This window comes from Streptomyces sp. MRC013, assembly GCF_023614235.1.
Taxonomy (GTDB): Bacteria; Actinomycetota; Actinomycetes; order Streptomycetales; family Streptomycetaceae; genus Streptomyces.
In genome coordinates this window covers 1543353-1565739 of sequence record NZ_CP094264.1, presented here as the reverse complement: position 1 = coordinate 1565739, position 22387 = coordinate 1543353, and the positions used below count along the sequence as shown (strand labels likewise).

At 75.9% G+C, this 22387-nt stretch carries 23 protein-coding genes and 2 pseudogenes; 17 read left to right on the top strand and 8 right to left on the bottom strand.

Translation table 11 applies throughout. From position 1 onward, the window contains the following. Positions 1–84: 84 nt before the first annotated feature. The 4 genes and pseudogenes from LUW75_RS06915 (at position 85) to LUW75_RS06900 (ending at position 3853) form a co-directional block, all read left to right on the top strand. Entirely contained in the window at positions 85–279 is a 195-nt protein-coding gene (locus LUW75_RS06915) for a hypothetical protein (protein ID WP_168440799.1), read from the top strand. Positions 280–338: 59 nt separating this feature from the next. After that, positions 339–1229: an N-acetyl-1-D-myo-inositol-2-amino-2-deoxy-alpha-D-glucopyranoside deacetylase gene (gene mshB, locus LUW75_RS06910; RefSeq protein WP_250334833.1), complete on the top strand. Its 891-nt coding sequence runs from the start codon at positions 339–341 to the stop codon at positions 1227–1229. Beyond that, the gene (locus tag LUW75_RS06905; RefSeq protein ID WP_250334832.1) at positions 1226–1573 is read left to right on the top strand and encodes a DUF6113 family protein; all 348 of its coding nucleotides are present in this window, start codon (positions 1226–1228) and stop codon (positions 1571–1573) included. The genes mshB and LUW75_RS06905 overlap by 4 nt, the downstream gene beginning before the upstream one ends. Positions 1574–1740: 167 nt before the next feature. Then, positions 1741–3853 (top strand): annotated as a pseudogene (locus LUW75_RS06900) (hypothetical protein). 315 nt (positions 3854–4168) lie between these two features. Here the strand turns inward: LUW75_RS06900 and LUW75_RS06895 are convergent. After that, positions 4169–5140, bottom strand: a complete 972-nt coding sequence (locus LUW75_RS06895) for a helix-turn-helix transcriptional regulator (protein WP_250334831.1) — start codon at positions 5138–5140, stop codon at positions 4169–4171. Positions 5141–5203: 63 nt separating this feature from the next. Here LUW75_RS06895 and LUW75_RS06890 point away from each other — a divergent pair, with 63 nt between their 5' ends. Next, entirely contained in the window at positions 5204–5602 is a 399-nt protein-coding gene (locus LUW75_RS06890; protein ID WP_250334830.1) for a VOC family protein, read from the top strand. Between the two features lie 345 nt (positions 5603–5947). Here LUW75_RS06890 and LUW75_RS06885 read toward each other — a convergent pair whose 3' ends face one another. Together LUW75_RS06885 and LUW75_RS06880 are read right to left on the bottom strand one after the other, a co-directional pair. After that, positions 5948–6784, bottom strand: a complete 837-nt coding sequence (locus tag LUW75_RS06885; RefSeq protein WP_250334829.1) for a transglutaminase family protein — start codon at positions 6782–6784, stop codon at positions 5948–5950. Between the two features lie 17 nt (positions 6785–6801). Beyond that, positions 6802–7797, bottom strand: coding sequence for a GNAT family N-acetyltransferase (locus LUW75_RS06880; protein WP_250334828.1), 996 nt, complete (start codon positions 7795–7797; stop codon positions 6802–6804). Positions 7798–7911: 114 nt separating this feature from the next. Here LUW75_RS06880 and fdxA point away from each other — a divergent pair, with 114 nt between their 5' ends. After that, positions 7912–8232 (top strand): ferredoxin, encoded by a 321-nt coding sequence (gene fdxA / locus LUW75_RS06875; RefSeq protein WP_010474859.1) that lies wholly within the window; start codon positions 7912–7914, stop codon positions 8230–8232. A 109-nt stretch (positions 8233–8341) separates the two neighbouring features. Next, a complete protein-coding gene (gene dapC, locus LUW75_RS06870) occupies positions 8342–9436 on the top strand; it encodes a succinyldiaminopimelate transaminase (RefSeq protein WP_250334827.1) in 1095 nt (364 codons plus the stop codon). An 86-nt stretch (positions 9437–9522) separates the two neighbouring features. Here the strand turns inward: dapC and LUW75_RS06865 are convergent, their stop codons facing one another. Continuing rightward, positions 9523–9927 carry an ATP-binding protein gene (locus tag LUW75_RS06865; protein WP_250334826.1) on the bottom strand — a complete coding sequence of 135 codons (405 nt, stop codon included), beginning with the start codon at positions 9925–9927 and terminating at the stop codon, positions 9523–9525. A gap of 376 nt (positions 9928–10303) precedes the next feature. Then, positions 10304–11287, bottom strand: coding sequence for a hypothetical protein (locus LUW75_RS06860; RefSeq protein WP_250334825.1), 984 nt, complete (start codon positions 11285–11287; stop codon positions 10304–10306). A gap of 38 nt (positions 11288–11325) precedes the next feature. Here LUW75_RS06860 and dapE point away from each other — a divergent pair, with 38 nt between their 5' ends. Next, positions 11326–12429, top strand: a complete 1104-nt coding sequence (dapE, locus tag LUW75_RS06855) for a succinyl-diaminopimelate desuccinylase (RefSeq protein ID WP_250334824.1) — start codon at positions 11326–11328, stop codon at positions 12427–12429. Positions 12430–12508: 79 nt separating this feature from the next. Beyond that, positions 12509–13264, top strand: a complete 756-nt coding sequence (locus LUW75_RS06850) for an LOG family protein (protein WP_250334823.1) — start codon at positions 12509–12511, stop codon at positions 13262–13264. Between the two features lie 39 nt (positions 13265–13303). Here the strand turns inward: LUW75_RS06850 and folP are convergent, their stop codons facing one another. Beyond that, the gene (folP, locus tag LUW75_RS06845; RefSeq protein ID WP_250334822.1) at positions 13304–14164 is read right to left on the bottom strand and encodes a dihydropteroate synthase; all 861 of its coding nucleotides are present in this window, start codon (positions 14162–14164) and stop codon (positions 13304–13306) included. A gap of 137 nt (positions 14165–14301) precedes the next feature. On the opposite strand from folP, the pseudogene LUW75_RS24910 reads away from it, so the two are divergent. Together LUW75_RS24910 and LUW75_RS06835 are read left to right on the top strand one after the other, a co-directional pair. Then, positions 14302–14475 (top strand): annotated as a pseudogene (locus LUW75_RS24910) (hypothetical protein); the annotation flags it as partial. Between the two features lie 340 nt (positions 14476–14815). Then, positions 14816–15424, top strand: coding sequence for a DNA-3-methyladenine glycosylase I (locus tag LUW75_RS06835; RefSeq protein ID WP_284453808.1), 609 nt, complete (start codon positions 14816–14818; stop codon positions 15422–15424). Here LUW75_RS06835 and chcB read toward each other — a convergent pair. Then, complete coding sequence (gene chcB, locus LUW75_RS06830; protein ID WP_250334821.1) at positions 15421–16203, bottom strand: 2-cyclohexenylcarbonyl CoA isomerase; 783 nt, start codon at positions 16201–16203, stop codon at positions 15421–15423. The two genes, LUW75_RS06835 and chcB, sit on opposite strands and share 4 nt — an antisense overlap. Before the next feature lie 311 nt (positions 16204–16514). On the opposite strand from chcB, the gene LUW75_RS06825 reads away from it, so the two are divergent. Continuing rightward, positions 16515–16682: a DUF3117 domain-containing protein gene (locus tag LUW75_RS06825; protein WP_010474836.1), complete on the top strand. Its 168-nt coding sequence runs from the start codon at positions 16515–16517 to the stop codon at positions 16680–16682. A gap of 130 nt (positions 16683–16812) precedes the next feature. On the opposite strand, the gene LUW75_RS06820 is transcribed toward LUW75_RS06825, so the two are convergent. After that, positions 16813–17349 carry an O-methyltransferase gene (locus LUW75_RS06820; RefSeq protein ID WP_349816400.1) on the bottom strand — a complete coding sequence of 179 codons (537 nt, stop codon included), beginning with the start codon at positions 17347–17349 and terminating at the stop codon, positions 16813–16815. 272 nt (positions 17350–17621) lie between these two features. On the opposite strand from LUW75_RS06820, the gene sigE reads away from it, so the two are divergent. The 5 genes from sigE (at position 17622) to LUW75_RS06795 (ending at position 22347) form a co-directional block, all read left to right on the top strand. Further along, positions 17622–18407: an RNA polymerase sigma factor SigE gene (sigE, locus tag LUW75_RS06815; RefSeq protein ID WP_250334820.1), complete on the top strand. Its 786-nt coding sequence runs from the start codon at positions 17622–17624 to the stop codon at positions 18405–18407. Continuing rightward, positions 18404–19315, top strand: a complete 912-nt coding sequence (locus LUW75_RS06810) for a zf-HC2 domain-containing protein (RefSeq protein WP_250334819.1) — start codon at positions 18404–18406, stop codon at positions 19313–19315. The genes sigE and LUW75_RS06810 overlap by 4 nt, the downstream gene beginning before the upstream one ends. Before the next feature lie 10 nt (positions 19316–19325). Further along, complete coding sequence (locus LUW75_RS06805) at positions 19326–21068, top strand: trypsin-like peptidase domain-containing protein (protein ID WP_250334818.1); 1743 nt, start codon at positions 19326–19328, stop codon at positions 21066–21068. A gap of 89 nt (positions 21069–21157) precedes the next feature. Next, positions 21158–21574, top strand: coding sequence for a sec-independent translocase (locus LUW75_RS06800; protein WP_250334817.1), 417 nt, complete (start codon positions 21158–21160; stop codon positions 21572–21574). Between the two features lie 119 nt (positions 21575–21693). Further along, positions 21694–22347 (top strand): hypothetical protein, encoded by a 654-nt coding sequence (locus LUW75_RS06795; RefSeq protein ID WP_250334816.1) that lies wholly within the window; start codon positions 21694–21696, stop codon positions 22345–22347. Positions 22348–22387: the final 40 nt, after the last annotated feature.

Here is a 22387-nt window from a genome sequence, read left to right as displayed (position 1 = left end):
ATGATCCGTGGCGCAAGGTGGGTATCAACCTCCTGGCACATGCGCGCTGCCCGTTCCGACCGACATGTATGGAGGTGAACCGCCGTGGCACTCTCGATTTCGGCGGTGGTGCTGCTGGCGATCGTCGTCTTCCTGCTCATCCGGAAAGCGGGGCTGAAGGCCGGGCACGCCGTGATCTGCATGCTCCTGGGCTTCTACCTGGCGAGCTCCTCCATCGCCCCCACCGTGAGCCAGCTCACCACCAGCGTGGCGGGCATGATCGGCAACCTCAAGTTCTAGAAGCCGCCTCCGCGCGTTCCGCGAGCACCCCTCGGGAGCGGACCTCGTAGGGTGTCCGCATGACGGATCTCCCCGCCCGTCGTCTGCTCCTGGTGCACGCGCACCCCGACGACGAGTCGATCAACAACGGCGCCACCATGGCCAGGTACGCGGCCGAGGGCGCCCGGGTCACCCTGGTGACCTGCACACGGGGCGAAGAGGGCGAGGTCATCCCGCCCGGCCTCGCCCATCTCGCGCCCGACCGCGACGACCGGCTCGGGCCCCACCGCGTCGGCGAACTCGCCGCCGCCATGCGGGAGCTGGGCGTCGCCGACCACCGCTTCCTCGGCGGCCCGGGCCGCTTCCGCGACTCGGGGATGGCGGGCCTCCCGCAGAACCACCGCGAGGGCGCCTTCTGGAGCACCCCCGTGGACGCCGCCGCGGCGCACCTGGTCGAGGTCGTCCGGGAGGTCCGCCCCCAGGTCCTCGTGACGTACGACCCCGACGGCGGGTACGGCCACCCCGACCACGTCCAGGCCCACCGCGTGGCGATGCGCGCCGCCGACCTGGCCGCCGACCCGTCGTACGCGCCCGGCCTGGGCGCCCCGCACGCCATCGCGAAGATCTACTGGAACCGGGTCTCCCGTTCGGCCGCCGAGGAGGGCTTCGCCGCCCTGCGCGCCGCGAGCGGGGTGGCCTTCCCCGGCGTCGCCGACATCCGGGACCTGCCGGGCGTGGTCGACGACGAACTGGTCACCACCGAGATCGACGGCACCGCGTACGCGGACCGCAAGACGGCCGCCCTGCGCGCGCACGCCACGCAGATCGCCCTGCAGGACCGGTTCTTCGCCCTCTCCAACGGTCTCGGGCAGCCCGTCCTCATCCGGGAGCACTACCAGTTGGCGCGGGGCGTCCCCGGCGCTCCGGCGGGGGAGCGGGAGACGGACCTGTTCGCCGGGGTGGCCGCGTGAGCGCCGCGGCGAAGGTCCTCGCGCACGCGGTGCTCGCCTCGCTGGGCGTCCTCGTGGGGCTGGCCGGCGCACTCGTCCAGGCCGGCTGGCTCCCCGGCGGGCTGCTGCTCGCCCTGCTGGCGGCGGCGGCCCTCTTCTACGGGGGGCTGCGCGCCGTCGGCGGGCAGTCGGGCGTGGTGTCGTCCGGCGCGGGCTGGCTGGCGGCCGTCGTGGTGGCCGGTCTCGGACGCGGCGAGGGCGACAAGCTCCTCTGGGGCGGACTGGTCGACCTGGTGTTCGTGTTCGGCGGCACGATGATCGCTGTGATGTGCGCCACCCTCTTCGCGACGCCGCAACAGCGGTGATCCACCGGGCCACTTGACGGCGGACGTGCCCGAACTTGAGGAGTGGCGGCCGGTGGTGCCCCTCCCGGCAGGGAGTGGCGCGATGGCGGTGGCCAGTATGGTGGTGCGCGCCGCCGGGCGTCCGTGGGTGTGTGAGCGGGCGGCGGAGCCAACCGGGAGATCCTGCTGTGAGTCGTGAAACTGACACTTCGCCCTCCGGGCACCAGGGGCGCGGCGGAGCCGCCTACCCCTCGGGCACCCCGCCCTACGGGTCGCCCCGGCCCCAGGAGGCGCCCGGGGCCGGTGCGCCCGCGCAGCCCGAGGAGAAGAAGACCGAAACGACCCTGACCACCCGCATCCGGATCAACATTCCGGGTTCGAGGCCCATCCCGCCGGTCGTCATGCGCAAGCCCGTGGGATCGGGAGGCCAGGACGCGCCGGCGGGCGGTACCGAGCAGGAGGGGCCCGCCGAGCGGACGGCGGGGGCGCCCCGCCCGGACGCGGACGAGCCGGAACCGGCCCCCGCGCAGGGGAAGCCCGCCAACGACTGGTTCGCCCCGCGCAAGCCGCCCGCCGCCGCACCCCCCGGCACCGCCGCCGCACCGGACCCCGGCCCGGCGCCGGACCCCGGCGCCGGGCCGGGTCCGGCCGCCAACGGCGCCGGGTACGCGGTGACGGCCTCCGCCGCGCCGCAGGACCGTGTCGAGGAGCACCCCGCCGGCCCCGGCCTCCCCTACTTCTCGGACGCCCCCGGCGCCCCGGCCGCCCCCTCCGGCCAGACGGCGGGCCCCGTCCACGGAGCCTTCGGGACGGCCCCCGGAGTCCCCGGGCCCCCCGGAGTCCCTGGGCCCCCCGGAGTTCCCGGGACCCCCGGAGTTCCCGGGGTCCCAGGAGTCCCTGGGCCTCCCGGAGTTCCCGGGACCCCCGGAGTTCCCGGGGTCCCGGGAGTCCCCGGGACCCCGGGAGTCTCCGGAGTCGTTCCGCCGGACGCCTCCGCGGTCCCCGGCACGGCCGGCCCCCCCGCCCAGGCCCACGCCCCGGGCGGCGGAATGTCCGACGACACCGCGATCCTCACCCCGCAGCGTCCGCACCCCGGCCCGCCGCCCGGCCAGGCGGCGGGCGACACGCTCACGAGCGGCCTCTCCGTCGTCCCGCAGGACACCGGGGGGCGGCCGCCCGGCCTCTCGCCGTACCCGGCACCGGGGCCCGCCCGCGCGGCCGACGGGACCGGCCCCCGCGACGAAGCCTTCGGGGACGACCCGGAGGGGTACCCGCCCGCCTCCGGCGAGCCCGCCCCCGAGACGTCCGGGCCCGCCCCGCGGCCCGCCCCGCCGGCACCCGCCCCCCGCGGGGAAGGGCCGCTCCAAACTGGTCCTCCTCGCCGTGGGCGTGGTCGTCGCCGCCGGCATCGCCTACGGCGCGGGGCTGCTCCTCAACCAGGCCGACGTGCCGAAGGGCACCACCGTCCTGGGCGTCGACATCGGCGGCTCCACGAAGGAGGAGGCCGTACGGAAGCTGGACGCCGTCCTCGGCGCGCGCGCCGCCGCGCCGCTCCGGCTGGAGATCGGCGGCCGGGACCGCACGCTCGCCCCCGACAAGGCAGGCCTGACCCTGGACAGCCAGGAGACGGTCCGCGCCGCCGCCGGCAACGACTACAACCCCGTCTCCGTGATCGGCTCCCTGTTCGGCGCCGAGCGCACGGCCGAGCCGGTCATCCCGGTCGACGAGGAGAAGCTGGGTGTCGCCCTGGCCGGCCTGGGCGGCGGTTCCGGAGCGGTCACCGAGGGAACCGTCAGGTTCGAGCCGGGCAAGGCCGTGCCCGTGCCGGGTGAGGCCGGTACGGCGCTGGACGTCCAGCGGTCGATGATCTTCGTCAGGGACGCGTTCCGCGCCCAGGTCGAGACGGGGCGGGCGAACGTCGTCGAACTCCCCGTGGCCACCCGCGAGCCGGTGATCGGGCGGGCCGAGGTCGACCGGGCGATGAGGGAGTTCGCCGAGCCCGCGATGTCCGGCCTGGTCACCATCAGGGCCGGCGGCAAGCAGATCCAGTTCGGCCCCCAGCGGTCGCTGCCGCAGATCCTGTCGATGAAGGCGGTCGGCACGAGGCTGGAGCCCTACTACGACAAGGAGGCCATCAACCGCCTCCTCGACGGGACCTTCGACGGCATCATGGTCACCAAGGGCGACGGCACGAAGCACCAGTTGTCCGCCGACGACGTGGCCGCCGCCATGCACAAGGCCCTGCGCGGCAGGACGGAAGCCGAGCGCACGGTCACCATCGAGCTCGACCCGCAGGGGTAGGCGGCGGGTCCGGGCGGCACGGGGCCGGACCGGCGAGGGCGGCACCCGCGTGCGGCCCGGCACCCACCCACGGCCCGGTCCCCGCCGAGACGTGCACGGGCCGCCCGGCCGACCCGTGCGCCGTCCACCGCCCGGTCGGCCCACCCGGTCACGCCCGCGCCCGGCCCCGGCCGGTTCGGTCCCCCGCCCGGCTGCCGTCCGCTGCGGCCCCGCAGCCCGGGCCGGGCCCGAGCGCCCGCCGGTCGTCTCCGTCCGGGGCGCCGGGTGACCGCCCGGCGGCGGCCGAGGCCCGGACCCGCCCTGATGCGGCGCTTCCTATCGGGGCCGGTCGCCGTCCCCGTTGTCCTCGAGCAGTTCCCGGGTGCGGCGCAGCAGCGCTTCCCGTACGGGGTCGGGGGAGAGGACCCGCAGGGGGGTGCCCAGGCCGAGGAGGTAGGCGGCGATTTGGTCGGCGTCGTTGCCGCCGATCTCGACGAGGGTCGCGTCGGGGCCGTCGGGGCGGTGGGTGCCGATCGTCGGCGGGACGAGCCGCAGGGCCCGGTCCACGGGGTGCGGGAGCCGGACCGTCGCGTAGAGCGGGTAGACGACGCCGGCGATGCCCCGGGAGACCAGGAGGGCCGGGTCGGGCGGGTCGACGAGTTCGACCGGGTGCCCGGTGGGCCGTACCCGCACCACCCGGTCGGCCCGGAAGGTCCGCCACCGGTCGCGCGCCACGTCCCGGGCGACGAAGTACCAGCGCAGGCCCGTGTGCACCAGGCGGTAGGGGTCGACGTCCCGGACGGTGGCCCTCCCGGCGTGGTCCCGGTACGACAGGCGGGTGCGCTCGCCGCGGCGGCAGGCGGCGGCCAGTTCCGGCAGCACGCCGGGCGGGATCATCCGGCGGCCCTCGGGCCGGGGGGTGTGGACGAAGGTGGAGTCCATCTCGCCCAGCCGCTCCGCGATCCGGGACGGCAGGACCTGCCGCAGCTTCAGCAGCGCCGACAGCGCGGCCCGGTCGCCGCCCAGGACGCCGCTGAGCGCGGCCTCGCGCAGGGCGACGGCCACGGCGAGCGCCTCCTCGTCGTCGAGGCTCAGCGGCGGCACCCGGGTCCCGCCGCCGAGGCGGTAGCCGCCCCACGGGCCGGGGTCGGACTCGATGCCGTAGCCGAGTTCCCGCAGCCTGGCGACGTCCCGCCGGATCGTGCGGTCGGTGACCGCCATCCGCTCGGCCAGCTCGCGGCAGGTCCACACCGGCCGCGCGGACAGCAGCGAGACCAGGCGCAGCAGGCGGGCGGAGGTGCTGGTCACATCCCGGATTGTCCACCATGACCAGGACCGGAACTGTCCTGGTCCCGTCGTAGCGTCCCGCCCATGAGCACCGAACCCGCATCCACGCCCGCGTCCGCACCCGCGATCCGCCTGCTGTCCGTCGACTTCGACTGCCCCGACCCGGTCGAACTGGCCCGCTTCTACGGCGAGGCACTCGACCTGCCCGTCGTCTACTCCAGCGACGACTTCGTCCTCCTCGGCCGCGACGGTTCGCCCGGGCTGGGCTTCATCCGGGTGGCCGACTACCGGCGCCCGACCTGGCCCGACCCCTCCCAGGGCAAGCAGGCGCACATGGAACTGGGCGTCACCGACCTGGAGGCCGCCCACGCCCGGATGCTGGCGCTGGGCGCCACCGAACCGGCGATCCAGCCGCACCCCGAGGAGCGCAGGGTCCTGCTGGACCCCGCGGGCCACCCGTTCTGCCTCTCCACGGGAAGCTGAACGCCCGCCGACCGGCGACCACCACACCGCGCACCCGCACGGGGCGGCGGACCCGCCGCCACCCTCACGGAGGCCGCGGACGGGCCGCGCGGCCCCGCGAACCGCGGGCCCCGCCCGCCACGGGGCCGGTGCCGCCGCCCGGGACCCCTCCCACCGAATCGGACGCGACCCGCCCGGACCGGAGCCGCCCGGCGGATCGAGGGCGGCGGGAACCGGGGGAGCGGAGGGCGTACCTCCGCCCCCGTCCCCTCCCAGGACGGCGCCCCGCCCCCTTCCCCGGCCCCTTCCCCGTTCCCCTCCCCGGCCGGGGCGCCCCGCCGCGCCGTCCGGGGAGGGGAGCGGGCTTCAGTTCAGCCGGGCCCGCGCCGCCCGCGCCCGGGCGCGCAGGGCGGCGGCGGCCGCCGGCTCCACCGCGGCGACCACGTCCGCGTACGCGTCGATCTCCGCCGCGCCCGCCAGGAAGTCCCCGCGCTGGACGAGCAGCCCCGCCCGCTCGTACCGCAGCCGCGCCGGATGCGACGGCAGCAGCAGTGCCAGCTCCACCGCCCACAGCGCCGTGTCGGAGCGCTCGGGCCGCCCGGCCGCCCAGGCGCGGATGTTGTTCAAGATCCGCAGCACCATGTCGAGGGGGTCCGCGGGCACCAGCGTCGACGGCCGCAGCGGCTCCCCGGTCGCGCCCGCCACCAGCAGCTCCGCGTCCGCGCCGGTCAGCGCCCGGCCCCCGGCGAACGGGTCCGCCAGCACCTGCTCGCCCGGGTCCCCGAAACCGACGACGAAGTGGCCGGGCAGCGCCACCCCGTACACGGGGGCGCCCGCCCGCCGCGCCACCTCGATCCACACGGCCGACAGCAGGATCGGCAGGCCCCGGCGGCGCCGCAGCACGTGGTGGAGGAGGGAGGACTCCAGGCGCCGGTAGTCGCCCCGCGTCCCGCGGAAGCCGTACCGCCCGCCGAGCAGCGAGGCCAGCGCCGCCACCCAGGCGTGCGGCGTCTTCGGCCCGTACGGCAGGAGGCCCGCCAGCCGGTCCAGCTCGATCTCGGCGGCGTCCAGCTCCGCCTCGCCCAGCTCCGGCTCCGCCACGGCTCCGATCAGCAGGCACAGCTCCGCCAGGTCGGGGCGCTCCTCGCGGGCCGCCCGCGCGAACCGGGCACGCCACCCGCCGGGGTCGGTGCGGTCGTCCATGAGTTCCCCGTACCCGCTCAGCCGATGCGGAAGTGGTGGTAGTGGTGGTGGACCGCGAAGCCCATCCCGTCGTACAGGGCGCGCGCCGCGTCGTCGTCCGCCCCCACCTGCAGCCAGGCGGCCGACGCGCCCTCCTCCAGGGCGCGGACGGCGAGTGCGGCCGTCACCGCCCGGGCGAGGCCCTGCCGCCGGTGCGCCGGGTCGGTCTCCAAGGCGGTGAACCCCGCCCAGCGGCCGTCGACCACGCACCGGCCGATCGCCACCGGCACCCCGTCCGCGCCCGCCACGGAGGCGAACCACACCGAGGGTCCGGAGGACAGGACCCGCACCACGTGGGGGCCGGGCTCGCCCACCCGCCGATACCGGCGCAGCCACGCCGCGTCCGGGGTGCGGGACAGGGCCACGCGGCCGGTGCCGGCGTCCGGGTCCGCGACGGGGGCGAGGCCCCCGATCCGCACCTCCGCCGACGCCTCGCGCCGCCAGCCCCGCTCCTCCAGCGCCGCGCACAGGTCCTCCTGGGTGCCCTCGGCGCCGGTCGCGGCCTGCACGCGCGGGGGCAGGCCGCGCCGCCCGTACCAGGCGCGCACGCGCGCGAGGGCCTCGTCGAGCGGTACGCCGGGATCGCCGAGCGGCAGGGCGGAGTTGGCCCGGCGGGTGAACCCCCGCGCGGCGCGCAGCGTCCACCCCCCCAGCGGTTCGCTCTCCGTCGGCCGCCAGGCCCGCGCCTGCACCCGCGCCAGCTCCCCGAAGCCCGCCGCCGGGCCGCGCCTGCGGGCCGGGGCGGCCGGTACGACCTTGCCCGCGACCAGCGTGCGCTCCGCCACACGGACGATCTCTCCGGTCCTCCGTGTGATCAGCAACACACCGTCGGTCCAGGATGTGAGGATCCCGACGGTGTCGGTGAACGTCCCCTTAGGGGAACCCGGGTCGCCCAACCGGCGGACGGATACCCGTTTTCCCACGTCGGAAGGTGTGATCCGGACCTCGAGTCGTCCGCCCGCAGTGAACTCCACAGCTCTGTCCGCCCCTCCTGTTCGGATCGCCCCCGAGAACGGAGATACTAGGTGCGGGCATCGACGACGCCGCGCTCCCGCGCAGAGCCAGCCCTACCAAGGAGGAACGACAGCGTGACCTACGTCATCGCGCAGCCTTGTGTCGACGTCAAGGACAAGGCGTGCATCGAGGAGTGCCCCGTCGACTGCATCTACGAGGGCCAGCGGTCCTTGTACATCCACCCGGACGAATGCGTCGACTGCGGGGCCTGTGAACCGGTCTGCCCGGTCGAGGCGATCTTCTACGAGGACGACACCCCGGAGGAGTGGAAGGACTACTACAAGGCGAACGTCGAGTTCTTCGACGAGCTCGGCTCGCCCGGTGGTGCCTCCAAGCTCGGCCTGATCGAGCGCGACCACCCCTTCATCGCCGCCCTGCCGCCGCAGAACGGCTGATCGCTCATCCCCGTCGTCGGTCCCGTACGGCCTCCGTGCCGTACGGGGCCGCGGCGTTCGTGCCGGCGCCCGCCCCGCCAGACGTCGCATCCGCGAGAAAGTGAGCACCGTGTCCGCAGTCTCCTCCCGCCTCCCCGTCTTCCCGTGGGACAAGCTGGAGCCGTACAAGAAGACGGCCGCCTCCCACTCCGGCGGCATCGTCGACCTGTCGGTCGGCACCCCGGTGGACCCCGTGCCCGGGCCGGTCCGCAGGGCCCTGGTCGAGGCGGCCGACTCGCCCGGCTACCCCACCGTCTGGGGGACCGCCGCGCTCCGCGACGCGATCACCGGCTGGTGCGGACGCCGGCTCGGCGCCCGCGGCATCGCGCACACGAACGTCCTGCCGGTCGTCGGCTCCAAGGAACTGGTGGCGTGGCTGCCGACGCAGCTGGGCCTCGGCCCCGGCGACGAGGTCGCCCACCCGCGGCTCGCCTACCCGACGTACGAGGTCGGCGCCCGCCTCGCCGGGGCCGCCCCGGTCGCCTACGGCGACCCGACGGAGCTGGACCCGGCCGGGCTGCGGCTGCTGTGGCTGAACTCCCCGTCCAACCCGACGGGCGGGGTCCTCGCCAAGGACGAGCTGACCCGGGTCGTCGCCTGGGCGCGCGAACACGGCGTACTGGTCGTCAGCGACGAGTGCTACCTGGAGCTGGGCTGGGAGGCCGACCCGGTCTCCGTGCTCCACCCGGACGTGTGCGGCGGATCGTACGAGGGGGTCGTCGCCGTCCACTCGCTGTCCAAGCGGTCCAACCTGGCCGGTTACCGGGCCGCGTTCGCCGCGGGCGACGCGGCGGTCCTGGGCGAGCTGCTGCGGATCCGCAAGCACGGCGGCATGATGGTGCCCGCCCCGGTGCAGGCGGCGACGGTCGCGGCGCTCGGCGACGACGCCCACGTGGACGAGCAGCGCGGACGGTACGCGAAGCGGCGGGCGGAGCTGCGGGCGGCGCTGGTGGCGCACGGCTTCCGCATCGAACACAGCGAGGCGGGGCTCTACCTGTGGGCCACCCGCGACGAGCCCTGCTGGGACACCGTCGGGTACCTGGCGGACCGGGGCGTCCTGGTCGCGCCGGGCGACTTCTACGGCGCGGCGGGGGAGCGGTTCGTCCGGATCGCGTTCACGGCCACGGACGAGCGGGTCGCCGAGGCGGTCGAGCGCCTCGGGTGACGGCCGGCCCCGTCGGCGTACGGAGACGGGAAGGGGCCGGGCCGCATCGCGCGGCCCGGCCCCTTCCGCGTTCCCGCGGGCGCGGGTCAGCCGACCGGACCGGAGACCGGCAGGCCCCCGGAGAAGGGCTCGTCCGGGAGCTTGTTCCCGGAGGCGTCGCCCATGGCGTCGCCGGCGCCCCGGGCGAGTTCGCCGGCGGCCGCGCCGAAGGCCGGCATGGCGGCCTCGGCCGCGGTGTCGAGGGCCTCGCCCGCGACCGGGGCGGCCCGCTCGGCGGTCTTGCCGCTCGCGAGGTCCGAGCCGTCCCTCGAGACGGTGCCGACCGTGTCGGTGACCTGCGCGGTGTCGAGGGTGGTGACGCCGCCGGTGAGGTCGGCGGTCTTGGGGAGGTCCGCGGCGCTCGCGGAGCCGGCCGCACCGACCACGGAGGCCGCTCCCGCTGCGGCGAGCAGCGCGGCACGGGCGATCCGGCGGGTCAGGGGGAGGGACATGATGCTCCTTCGACGGGGAAGAGGGCGTGTGGTTGTGATGCCTGTCCGACGATCGGACGCTGTGACAACCGCTCGGGGGCCGCGGGAGGTTGCGGTGCCCGCGGGTAAAGAGTTGGCAATGCGCCGGTCTCCCGGCGCCCGCCGGACGGGTGGGCGGGGAGGCCCGGAGGGGCGGGCTGAACCGTCTCTCCGCAGGTGCCCCGGAGTCGTCCGCGGCGGTTCGCCGGTGGCCGCGGCCCCCGGCGGACGCAGGGCCCGGCGGGGGCGGGGTGGTCCGGCCGGGTGACGCCCCGGACGGCTGACCGAGCCGCGTCGGCGGGCGCCGCGACCACTCTGCGGATCGGTACGGCTACTCTACGGCGTTCCCCCGCGGTTCCTACTCCGCCGTCCTGATGACGACGCCGGCCGTCTCCGTGCCGGGCCCCGCCGCGCGCCACCCCTCGTCGGCCTCGTCCGCGCTCCACACGCGCCCCGCGTACGAGACCTCCACGACGCCCAGCGCGTCCGCCCGCGCCACCGCCCACTGCGCCAGCTCCCAGCCGTGCCGCGGCGCGCCGTCCGACGCCTCGCCCCCCGGCCCGGCGGATCCCGTCCGCACGGGCACGGGCACCGTCACCGTGCGGGAGCCGCCCCCCGGCACCGGGCTCGCGGAGGCGGTCCCGCCGGGCGCCCCGCCGCCCTTGCCGTCGCCGGAGCCCGCCGGAACCCCGCCGAGCACGCCCGCGCCGAACGCCCGCACCAGCTCGCCCCGCACCCGCCGCGCGTCCCCGGGGCGCACCCCGCGCGCCGGGGCGCACGTCAGCGACGCCGCCGAGCGCCCGGTCAGCGCCGCGGCCAGCAGCGCCGCGTCCGGCTCGTGCTTCGCGTACGCCTGGGGGAACCCGCTGCGCTGCACGCGCTGCGCGGCCACCGTCAGGGGCAGCCGCGAGTACCCCGGCACCTCCGCCAGCCGGTCGTAGAAGACGCCCGCCGAGTACACCGGGTCCATGATCTGCCGGGGCGTCCCCCAGCCCTGCGACGGCCGCTGCTGGAACAGCCCCAGCGAATCCCGGTCGCCGTAGTCGATGTTGCGCAGCGCCGACTCCTGCAGCGCGGTCGCCAGCGCGATCGTCACCGCCCGCTCGGGCATCCCGCGCGTGGTGCCCACGGCGGAGATCGTCGCGGCGTTCGCCGCCTGCTCCGGGGAGAGGGTGTACGTGTGGCTCCCGCTGCCGACCGTGCACCGCGGCGCGCCGCCGCCACCCGACTCGTACCGCAGCACCACGTAACCGGCGACGGCCAGCAGGACGGCGAACGACGCCGCGACCCGGGCACGGCGGGCGCGGCGGGGACGGGGGGAGGGGACGGCGGACTCGGACACGCGGTCAACCGTACTAGGGGCCGGGATAGGGTCGGCACATGACCGACTCCACGCCCGAAGCGCCCCTCCGCACCGCTCTGGACCTCACGCTGGACGGTCCGGCACTGACCGCCGCGCTGGTCGACTTCCCCTCCGTCAGCGGCACCGAGAAGCCGCTCGCGGACGCGATCGAGCAGGCCCTGCGCGCCCTCCCGCACCTCACCGTCGACCGGTACGGCAACAACGTCGTCGCCCGCACGCACCTCGGCCGCGCCGAGCGGGTCGTCCTCGCCGGCCACATCGACACCGTGCCGATCGCGGACAACGTCCCCTCCCGGCTGGACGCGGACGGCGTCCTGTGGGGCTGCGGCACGTCCGACATGAAGTCCGGCGTCGCCGTCCAGCTCCGCATCGCCGCGACCGTCCCCGAGCCCAACCGCGACCTGACGTTCGTCTTCTACGACAACGAGGAGGTCGCCGCCCACCTCAACGGCCTCGGGCACGTGGCCGCCGCGCACCCCGACTGGCTCGCCGGGGACTTCGCCGTCCTGCTGGAGCCGTCCGACGGGGAGGTCGAGGGCGGCTGCCAGGGCACCCTGCGCGTCAGCCTCACCCTGCGGGGCGAGCGCGCCCACTCGGCCCGCTCCTGGATGGGCTCCAACGCCGTCCACGCCGCCGCGCCCGTCCTGGCCCGCCTCGCCTCGTACGAGCCGCGCCGCCCGGTCGTCGACGGGCTGGAGTACCGCGAGGGCCTCAACGCCGTCGGGATCACCGGCGGCGTCGCCACCAACGTGATCCCCGACGAGTGCACCGTCGTCGTGAACTACCGCTACGCCCCCGACCGCACCCCGGAGGAGGCCGAGAAGCACGTGCGGGAGGTGTTCGCCGACTGCGGCGTGGACGAGTTCGTCGTCGACGACCACTCCGGCGGCGCCCTGCCCGGCCTCTCCCACCCGGCCGCGGCGGCGTTCATGACGGCGGTCGGCGGCACCGCCCGCCCCAAGTTCGGCTGGACCGACGTCTCCCGCTTCAGCGCGCTCGGCGTGCCCGCCGTCAACTACGGGCCCGGCAACCCGGTCCTCGCGCACAAGCGGGACGAGCGCGTCGCGGTCGACCGGATCACCCACTGCGAGCGGCGCCTGTACGACTGGCTCACTGCCTGACGACCACGATTTCGCCACTCTTCACATTTCCAGCCCTACGCTGATCCCGGCAGACGATGTTCAGCGGAGGGAGCAGATCGTGGGAAACCCCGAGGCCGAAGGAGTGCGGACACGCGCGGAGCAGCGGCTGGGACCGGTGCTCCGCCGCAGGGAACAGATCCAGCCGGGCACGGCCGACCAGCGGCTGCTGGACACCGCGGGCGACGCGGACTGGGTCCACACCGACCCCTGGCGGGTCATGCGCATCCAGTCCGAGTTCGTCGAGGGCTTCGGCGCGCTGGCCGAACTCCCCGGCGCCATCAGCGTCTTCGGCTCGGCCCGCACCCCGGCCGGCACACCGGAGTACGAGGCCGGCGTGAGACTCGGCAGGGCCCTGGCCGAGGCGGGCTTCGCGGTGATCACGGGCGGCGGGCCGGGCGCCATGGAGGCCGCGAACAAGGGCGCGCGCGAGGCGAAGGGCGTCTCCGTCGGCCTCGGCATCGAGCTCCCCTTCGAGCAGGGCCTCAACCCGCACGTCGACATCGGCATCAACTTCCGCTACTTCTTCGTGCGGAAGACGATGTTCGTCAAGTACGCCCGGGGTTTCGTCGTCCTGCCGGGCGGTCTGGGCACGCTGGACGAGCTGTTCGAGGCGCTGACCCTCGTCCAGACCCGCAAGGTCACCCGCTTCCCGATCGTCCTGTTCGGCACGGAGTACTGGTCGGGCCTGGTCGACTGGCTCCGCGGCACGGTCATCGCCCAGGGCAAGGCCGCCGAGCGCGACCTGATGCTGTTCCACGTGACGGACGACGTGGACGAGGCGGTGGCCCTGGTCAGCAAGGAGGCCGGGCGCTGAGCCCGCGCGTCCGGCGCGGGGCCGGCGCGACCCGGCCGGTCACGCCAGCCCCCGCCGGGCGACGGCCGGCTCGCGGTGCCCCGCGATGGACGCCACCATGTCCAGCACCTGCCGCGTCTCGGCGACCTCGTGCACCCGGTACACCCGGGCCCCCAGCCACGCCGACACCGCCGTCGTCGCCAGCGTCCCGACGACCCGCTCCTTCACCGGCCGGTCCAGGGTCTCGCCCACGAAGTCCTTGTTCGACAGGGAGACCAGCACCGGCCACCCCGTCTCCACCATCTCCCCGAGCCGCCGCGTCGCCTCCAGGGAGTGCCGGGTGTTCTTCCCGAAGTCGTGCCCCGGGTCGATCAGCACCGACTCCCGCGGCACCCCCAGCGCCACGGCCCGCTCGGCCAGCCCGACCGTCACGCGCAGGATGTCCGCCACCACGTCGTCGTACGCCACCCGGTGCGGACGCGTCCGCGGCTCGGCGCCGCCCGCGTGGGTGCACACGAGTCCCGCCCCGTACCGGGCGGCGACCTCCGCGAGCTTCGGATCGACGCCGCCCCAGGCGTCGTTCAGCAGGTCCGCCCCGGCCTCGCACACGGCCTCGCCGACCTCGTGCCGCCAGGTGTCGACGCTGATCACCACGTCGGGGTGGCGCCGCCGCACCTCCGCCACGAAGCCGACCGTGCGCCGCGCCTCCTCCTCGGCGTCGACCTCCTCGCCGGGCCCCGCCTTCACCCCTCCCACGTCGACGATCGCCGCCCCCTCGGCCACGGCCCGCTCGACCCGGGCGAGGGCGGGCTCGTCGTGGAAGGTGGCCCCCTGGTCGTAGAAGGAGTCCGGGGTCCGGTTCACGATGGCCATGACCACCGGCTCGTGCGCGTCGAATTCGCGTCGTCCCAGGCGCAGCATCCCGCAAGTCCTCCTCGTGTGGCGTCCCCGCGACCCTAACCGCCGCGACCGCGTGGCACGATCGGCACCGGACGTTCTACGCTCCATGTTTCCGGTCCCGGGAGAGGCGCACTGTGTTCTGGTTCTTGGCTGTAGCGATGGTCGTCGTCGTGGCCGCGGTGACCCTCGCGGTGGTCGGCGGCGCGGAGAGCGAGGTGCTGCCCGAGGCGCCGCCGGAGCACCTGGTCGACCCGCTGCCGCTCACCCGGCCGGTCAGCCGCGCCGACGTCGAGGCGCTGCGGCTCCCGCTGGCGCCCCGCGGCTACCGGATGGACGAGGTCGACGACGTCCTGGACCGGCTGGCCGCAGAGCTCGCGGAGCGGGACGCCCGGATCGCGGAGCTGGAGTCCGCGCTGGCCGGCGCGCAGGCCACGGCCTCCGGCCGCGCGGACCTCTTCGCCGCACCCCCCGGCACGACGGCCCCACGGGCCACGGCGGCCCCGCAGGCGACGGCCGGCCCAGCGGCCGCGAGGAGCCGACCGGCGGCGGGGAGCCCGCTGGGCACGGGAAGCCCACCGGCCGTGGTGAGTTCCCCGGTTCCGGCGAACGCGAGGGCCGCGAGGCGCGCGACGGCCGCGGGAGCCGCGACACGCGGGACGGCGAGGGCGACCGGTGACCGGCGGGGCGGTGCCCGGGCCGGACGGCGCGCCGCGCTGCCCGTGGGGCCTCTCGACCCCCGACTACCTCCCCTACCACGACGGCGAGTGGGGCCGCCCGGTCCACGGCGACGACGCGCTGTTCGAACGGCTGAGCCTGGAGGCGTTCCAGTCCGGCCTGTCGTGGATCACCGTCCTGCGCCGCCGGGAGGGCTTCCGGCGGGCCTTCGCCGGTTTCCGGATCGCCGAGGTCGCCGCCTTCACGGAGGCCGACCGGGAGCGGCTGCTCGCCGACGAGGGCATCATCCGCAACCGCGCCAAGATCGACGCGACGCTCGCCAACGCGCGCCTGCTCGCCGGGTGGGAACCCGGCGAGCTCGACGGACTGGTCTGGTCCCACGCGCCGGACCCGGCGGCCCGCCCGGCCCCGCGCACGCTCGCGGACGTCCCGGCGGTCACGCCCGAGTCGACGGCCCTGGCGAAGGCCCTGAAGCGGCGCGGCATCCGCTTCGTCGGGCCCACCACGGCGTACGCGCTGATGCAGGCGTGCGGCCTGGTCGACGACCACCTGTCGGACTGCGTCGCCCGCACCGCGCGCCCGCCCGCCGCGGCCCCGGCCTCCTAGCGGCCGACGTACTCCGGCTTCTCCTTCGCGAGGAACGCCTCCACCGCGATCCGGTGGTCCTCGGAGGCGCCGGCCCGGGTCTGGAGCTCGTCCTCCTTCTCCAGGGTCTCCGCCAGGGTGTGCCCGGCGCCGTACGCCATGGCCTCCTTGATCGACGCGTACGCGAGCGTGGGGCCCGCCGCGAGGGCGCGGGCGGTCCGCTCCGCCTCCGCGGCCAGCTCGGCGGCCGGCACCAGCCTGCCGACCAGGCCCAGGTCGTACGCCTCCCGCGCGGACAGCGAGCGCGGGAACAGCATCAGGTCGGCGGCGCGGGCGGCGCCGACCAGGCGGGGCAGCGTCCACGAGATGCCCGAGTCGGCGCTGAGCGCCACGCCCGCGAAGGACGTGTTGAACGAGGCCGTGTCGGCGACGACCCGGTAGTCCGCCGCCAGCGCGAAGCCGAAGCCGGCGCCCGCCGCGACCCCGTTCACCCCGGCCACCACCGGCTTCGGCATCCCGGCGATCGCCCGGACGATCGGGTTGTAGTGCTCCCGCACCGTCCGCATCGCGTCCTCGCCGGTCAGCGACTGCACGTGCTCCTTGAGGTCCTGGCCCACGCAGAACGCCCGGCCCGCCGCGGTCAGCAGCACCGCGCGCACGGCGGAGTCGGCGCCCGCGGCCTCCAGGGCCTCCCGCAGCGCGTCCTTCGCCTCGGTGTTCAGCGCGTTCATCGCGTCGGGCCGGTTGATGGTGACGGTCGCGAGCCCTTCGCTCACCTCGTACAGCACGGTGTCGGCCATGGCGGGGTCCCCTTTGCGGCTCCGGTGGTCGTGTCCCGCCCAGCATGACGGAGATCATCGGACTCCGGCATGTGACCTGCGTCAAACGACGGCGCCCCGCATCGGGCGCCGCGATGGCGGGGTACGGCAGCCGGATCGCCGAAATGGGTGGGTTTGTGAGATCATATTGTGCAAACGATGCGATCCGATGTTGGTCATCGGGTGTCGCCATGCGGGATAATGGCCTGGAAGCAATGTGTTCGACGCCGGTCCGCGCCCTTCCATGGGGCCGTCGGCTGAACGGTGAGCTGGTTTCAGGAAGGGGAACGAGCATGGCGGCCATGAAGCCGCGGACGGGCGACGGCCCGCTCGAGGTGACCAAGGAGGGGCGGGGCATCGTCATGCGCGTTCCGCTCGAAGGCGGCGGTCGGCTCGTCGTCGAGCTGACCCCGGACGAGGCCGTAGCCCTCGGCGAGGAGCTGAAGAAGGTCACGAGCTGACGCTTACGCCCACGTTTTCCCGATTCGCCCCGGCCGGTGTTCCCACCGCGCCGGGGCGATCGCGTTCCCGGAGGGGCGGGGTCCGCGCGGCGCGCGGGGCCCGGACGGTCCGCGGGCGTCGCGGCGCCGGTCAGCCGCGGCGCACGGCGCAGAGCAGCCCGTCACCGACCGGCAGCAGGGACGGCACCAGCTCGCCGCTCTCCCGCACCGTGCGCAGCAACTCCCGCAGCGTCAGCACCTCGACCGGCTGGGCGCCCGAGTCGACCGTGCGGCCGTCCGCGAACACGCCCTCGAAGCACACCAGTCCGCCCGGCCGCAGCAGCCGCAGGGACTCGTCGAGGTACGCCGGGTACTCGGCGCGGTCGCCGTCGCAGAAGACCACGTCGTACCCGCCGTCGGCCAGCCTCGGCAGCACGTCCAGCGCCCGGCCCGGGATGAAGCGCGCCCGGTTCCCGGCGAACCCCGCCGCCCGGAACGCCTGCCTGGCGAACTGCTGCCGGTCCGGCTCCGGGTCCACGGTGGTCAGCACCCCGTCCGGCCGCATGCCCAGCAGCAGGTAGATCCCGGAGACGCCGGTACCCGTACCGATCTCCGCGACGGCCTTGGCGTCCGCCGTGGCGGCGAGCATCCGCAACGCGGCACCGGTGCCGGGGGACACCGAGGGCACCCCTGCCTCCCGGGCCCGGTCGCGGGCCCAGTGCAGCGCTTCGTCCTCGGCGGCGAAGGCGTCGGCGAAGGCCCAGCTCGTCTGCCGGTTGGCGGTAATGACCCTCTCCTGTTCCCGTAGGCGGCAACGGTGACTGTAGCCGCTCGCCGCCGGGAACCCGCAGATGGGACCGGGCGTTGGGAAGGGGTGGGGAGGACCGGGAGGACCAAGGACCGAAGTCGGCCCCAAATTCTCGTAAAGATTCTTATCCGGAGCTAACGGGCGAGGTGGCTATGGTAGGGGCTCCACTGGACACCACCAGAGCCGACAGGGGAGGTGCGGCTGCGCCTGTGGATCGGAGAGGGGCGCTGCGGCTGCGGCGCTTCCTCGGGTCGGCGGGTGAGCCGAAATCCGTGACCGAGATCGCTGACAGCACCCGCGCCGCCACCGAGACCGCAGCCACGACGGCGACCTTCGCATCGGATGCGGAATCGCAGGCGTGGGCTCCTCCGACCTGGGAGGAGATCGTCAGCACGCACAGCGGGCGCGTCTACCGCCTCGCCTACCGCCTGACGGGCAACCAGCACGACGCCGAGGACCTCACGCAGGAGGTCTTCGTCCGCGTCTTCCGCTCCCTGTCGACGTACACGCCGGGCACGTTCGAGGGCTGGCTGCACCGCATCACCACGAACCTCTTCCTGGACACGGTGCGGCGCAAGCAGCGCATCCGCTTCGACGCGCTCGGCGAGGACGCCGCGGAGCGGCTGCCCAGCCGCGACCCGTCGCCCCAGCAGGCCTTCCACGACACCCACTTCGACGCGGACGTGCAGCAGGCGCTGGACACGCTGGCGCCGGAGTTCCGCGCGGCCGTCGTGCTGTGCGACATCGAGGGCCTGTCGTACGAGGAGATCGCCGCGACGCTCGGCGTGAAGCTCGGCACGGTCCGCAGCCGGATCCACCGCGGCCGCTCGCACCTGCGCAAGGCGCTCAAGCACCGGTCGCCCGAGGCGCGGGCCGGGCAGCGCCCCGTCACCGGGCGCGCCTTCGTCGCCGTGGGCGGGGAGGGCGGAGCCGCGTGAGTGGCGCACGTCCGACCCCCGCGGAACACCATCTGGGGGACCGGCTCGCCGCGCTCGTCGACGGCGAGCTGGGCCACGACGCCCGTGAGCGGGTCCTCGCCCACCTGGCGACCTGCGCCCGCTGCAAGGCCGAAGCCGACGCGCAGCGCCGCGTCAAGAGCTTCTTCGCCGAGTCCGCACCCCCGCCGCCCCCCGCGGGGCTGCTCGCACGCCTTCAGGGGCTGCCCGGGGGGAGCGGCGGACCGCCGTTCGCGGACGGCGGCCCGGGGACCGGCCCCCGGCGCACCGGGTCTCCCCCGGACACCACCGGGCGGCCCGGCCCCGACCCGTTCCGGGCGGGACCCGGGGGCTTCGGCCACCTCCCCGCGGGCGGGCGCGCGCCGTCCGCGCGCGGGGGCTTCCGGATCCACCAGCCCGGCCGGGAGGTGGAGCGGTCCGTGTGGCTCGGCCGGAGGTTCGCGTTCGCGGCGGCCAGCGCCGTCTCGTTCGCGGCGATCGCACTGGGCGGCGCGATACCGACGGCCGGGGTGGTCGAGGCGCGGGGCGAGGCACCCGGGAGCAGCGTGACGCCGCTGCGGTCGCCGTCCGCCGGGCAGCCCGCCGCGCCCCTCGAGGGCCCGCGCCGCCGCTCCACCGCGAGCGCCGGCCCGGGCCGGTTCGCCGACCGGCCCGGGCCCCTGCTGCCGGGTGCGCAGGTCCGGACGGGACGTCCGACGGCTCCGCCGTTCCTCCACGCGGTGTCCCCCCTGATCGGTGCCGGCGCCCTGCCCCTGGCGAGCGCTCCCGACCCGGTGCCGGTCTCCCGCCGCCCTTCGTACCGGACACCCCCCGCCACCGTGAGCGGCACCCCGGCACACCTGGTTGAATCCACGGTCGGGGGCGCCGGAAGGGCGCTGAGTGGCCAGTAGCGGGGAGAGCATGGACGACGGGAAGCCCACGCAGCCGAGACGAACGTGGGGGAACCGCCCCGCACCCTCGAACCCCGCCCCGACGCGCCCGGCGGACGGCCCGCCGGGGCCCGCGCACCCCGTACCGCCGGCGCGGCCCGGGGCGGACCCGTCCGCGGCCGCGGACGCGCTCCCGGCCGCCGGGGAGGGCGGTCCCGCACCGCGGACGCGGCCGGCGCCCGCCGGGAGCACCCCCGGACCGTCCCCGGCCGAGCCGGACGCCGCCCGCGGCGGCCCGGCCCGGCCGACGGCACGGGGCGGCCCCGGCGACGGGACCGGCGCCGCGCCCGGAACGCCGGCCGCGGCCCCGCCCGCCGCCCCGGCCGTGGCCGCCGCGCCCGGACACCCCGCCGGGAACACCGGCTCCCTGCACGAGCCCGACGAGTACCGGACGCCGCCCTACGGCGAGCCGGGGCCCTGGGCGCCCGCGCCCCCCGTACAGCGGCCCCCGGCCGGTCCCGCGGCCGCCCACGGCACCCCTGCGCCCCCGCACGGCCACCCGCCCGCGCCCGCGGGATGGGGACGGTACGACCCCTGGACCGGCCCCGCCGCGCCGCAGCCCGCGCAGCCGCTCACCGGCCACCCGGACGCCGCGCGGCCGCGGCGGTCGCGCAGGGGCCTGGGGCTCGCCGGCGCGCTGGTGTTCGCGCTGCTCACCGGTGTCCTCGGCGGCGCGGTCGGCGCGTACGTCGAGCGCAACGGCGGCTTCACCACCGTCGAGCTGCCCCAGGCCGCCGCGGACGCCGGGGACCGCGCCCCCGACAGCGTCGCCGGCATCGCCGCCCGCGCCCTGCCCGGCGTCGTCACCCTCCACGTCAGCGGAGGCGGGGAACAGGGCACCGGCACCGGCTTCGTCCTCGACGAGCGCGGCCACATCCTCACCAACCACCACGTGGTCGACTCCGCGGACGGGGACGGGGACATCACCGTCACCTTCAGCGGCGGCCAGACCGCCGGAGCCACCCTCGTCGGCGGCGACAGCGGCTACGACCTCGCCGTCGTCCGGGTCACCGGGGTGTCGAACCTCGCGCCCCTCCCGCTCGGCGACTCCGACGGCGTCCGCGTCGGCGACCCGGTCGTCGCCATCGGCGCGCCCTTCGACCTCCAGAACACCGTCACCTCCGGCATCATCAGCGCCAAGGGCCGCCCCATCACCGCGGGCGGCGGCAAGGGCGACGACAGCGACGTCAGCTACGTCGACGCCCTCCAGACCGACGCCCCCATAAACCCGGGCAACTCCGGCGGTCCGCTCCTCGACTCGCAGGCCCGCGTCATCGGCGTCAACAGCGCCATCCGCGCCGCCGACAGCGGCTCCGGCATCGACGACGGCCAGTCCGGCTCGATCGGCCTGGGCTTCGCCATCCCCATCAACCAGGGCAAGCGCGTCGCCGAGGAGCTCATCAACACCGGCAGGGCCACGCACCCCGTCATCGGCGTCAGCCTCGACATGGGGTTCACCGGCGACGGCGCCCGCGTCGCGGACGAGGCCCGGGACGGCGGCGCGCCCGTCACCCCGGGCGGGCCCGCCGCCGGGGCGGGCATCCGCCCCGGCGACGTCATCACCGAGGTCGACGGCGAACGCGTCCACGACGCCGAGGAGCTGATCGCCAAGATCCGCGCCCACCGGCCCGGCGAGGACCTCCGCCTCACCGTGCGGCGCGGCGGCCGGGACTCGTCCCGGACCCTCACCCTGGGCTCGTCGGCGGACGACTGAGCGGACGGCCGGCCGGCGGCCCCGGCGGAAGCCCCGCCGCACGGGCGGAGCGGGTACCTTGGTTCGGCGGAGACCCGAGGAGGAGCAAGGTGTTCAGTGACATAGGCGGACTCGAGGTGGTGACGCTGGTGATCCTCGCCGTGCTCATCTGGGGTCCCGACAAGCTGCCCCAGCTCATCCAGGACATCAGCCGCTTCATCCGCAAGATCCGGACCTTCTCCGAGAGCGCCAAGCAGGACATCCGCAGCGAGCTCGGACCCGAGTTCAAGGACTTCGAGTTCGAGGACCTCAACCCGAAGACGTTCATCCGCAAGCAGCTGTCGGAGAACCACGACCTGAAGGACCTCCAGGAGCTGCGCAGCAGCTTCGACCTCCGCAAGGAGATCGACGAGGTCGCCGGCGCCGTCAGGGGAACCGCCCCCGCCCCGGCGGCGCCCGACCCCCTGAGGAAGCGCGAGGCCCCCGAGGCCGCCGAGCGGCCCCCCTTCGACGCGGACGCCACCTGAACGGACTGGGCCACCCGGGCCACCGGACGCCCCTCCGGGGGACGGTCCTGCGGCCCGGGCCGGGCCCGGGTGGATATCCTCTCCCCCTGTTCGAACGGATCGAGGAGGCGGCCGGGCAGATGGAGACCACGAGACGGGCGGAAGGGCGGGTACGACCGGTGCCCGGCGGCGCATCCACGCCCGAGGGGGGCCGCGCCCTCGACGGCTACCTGCGGGCGCCCTTCCCCTGGTACGGGCTGGACGAGGCGTTCACCGGCCCGCGCTGGCTGACGCAGGTGGGCACGGCGGCGGACGGCACCGTCCGGCACGGTTCGACCGGCCACGGCGAGGAGCCCTCCATACGTCCCGAGGCCGCGGCCCGGGAACCCGGTGCCTTCGCGGTCGTCGTCACCGTCGCGGCCCACCCCGTGCGCGGCGACGGCACCGGCGTCCTGGACGCCACGAGCGTGTCCTCCGCCGCCTGGCTGGCCGGCTCGGGGCTCCTCGCGTACACCTGGCCGCCCCAGCTCGACCACGCGCTGCGCGACGAGTGGCTGGACCAGCAGACGGAGACCGCGTTCGAGCTCGCCCACGACCTGGAGGGGCCCGCCTGGACGACGCTGTCGCTGCCCGTGGACGGCGCGCCGCGGCCGTTCCACTACCGCGAGTCCGCGTTCGGCTGGGTCCTCGCCGGGAGCACCGCCCGCGACGTCCACCTGGGCGCGTACGGGCGCGGGATGAGCGCGTACGGACTCGCGTTCACCGTCGTCGCGGACATCTCCGCGTACGCCTGACCGGAAGCCCCGGAGGGGTCCGGGCGCGCCGGAGGGGCGC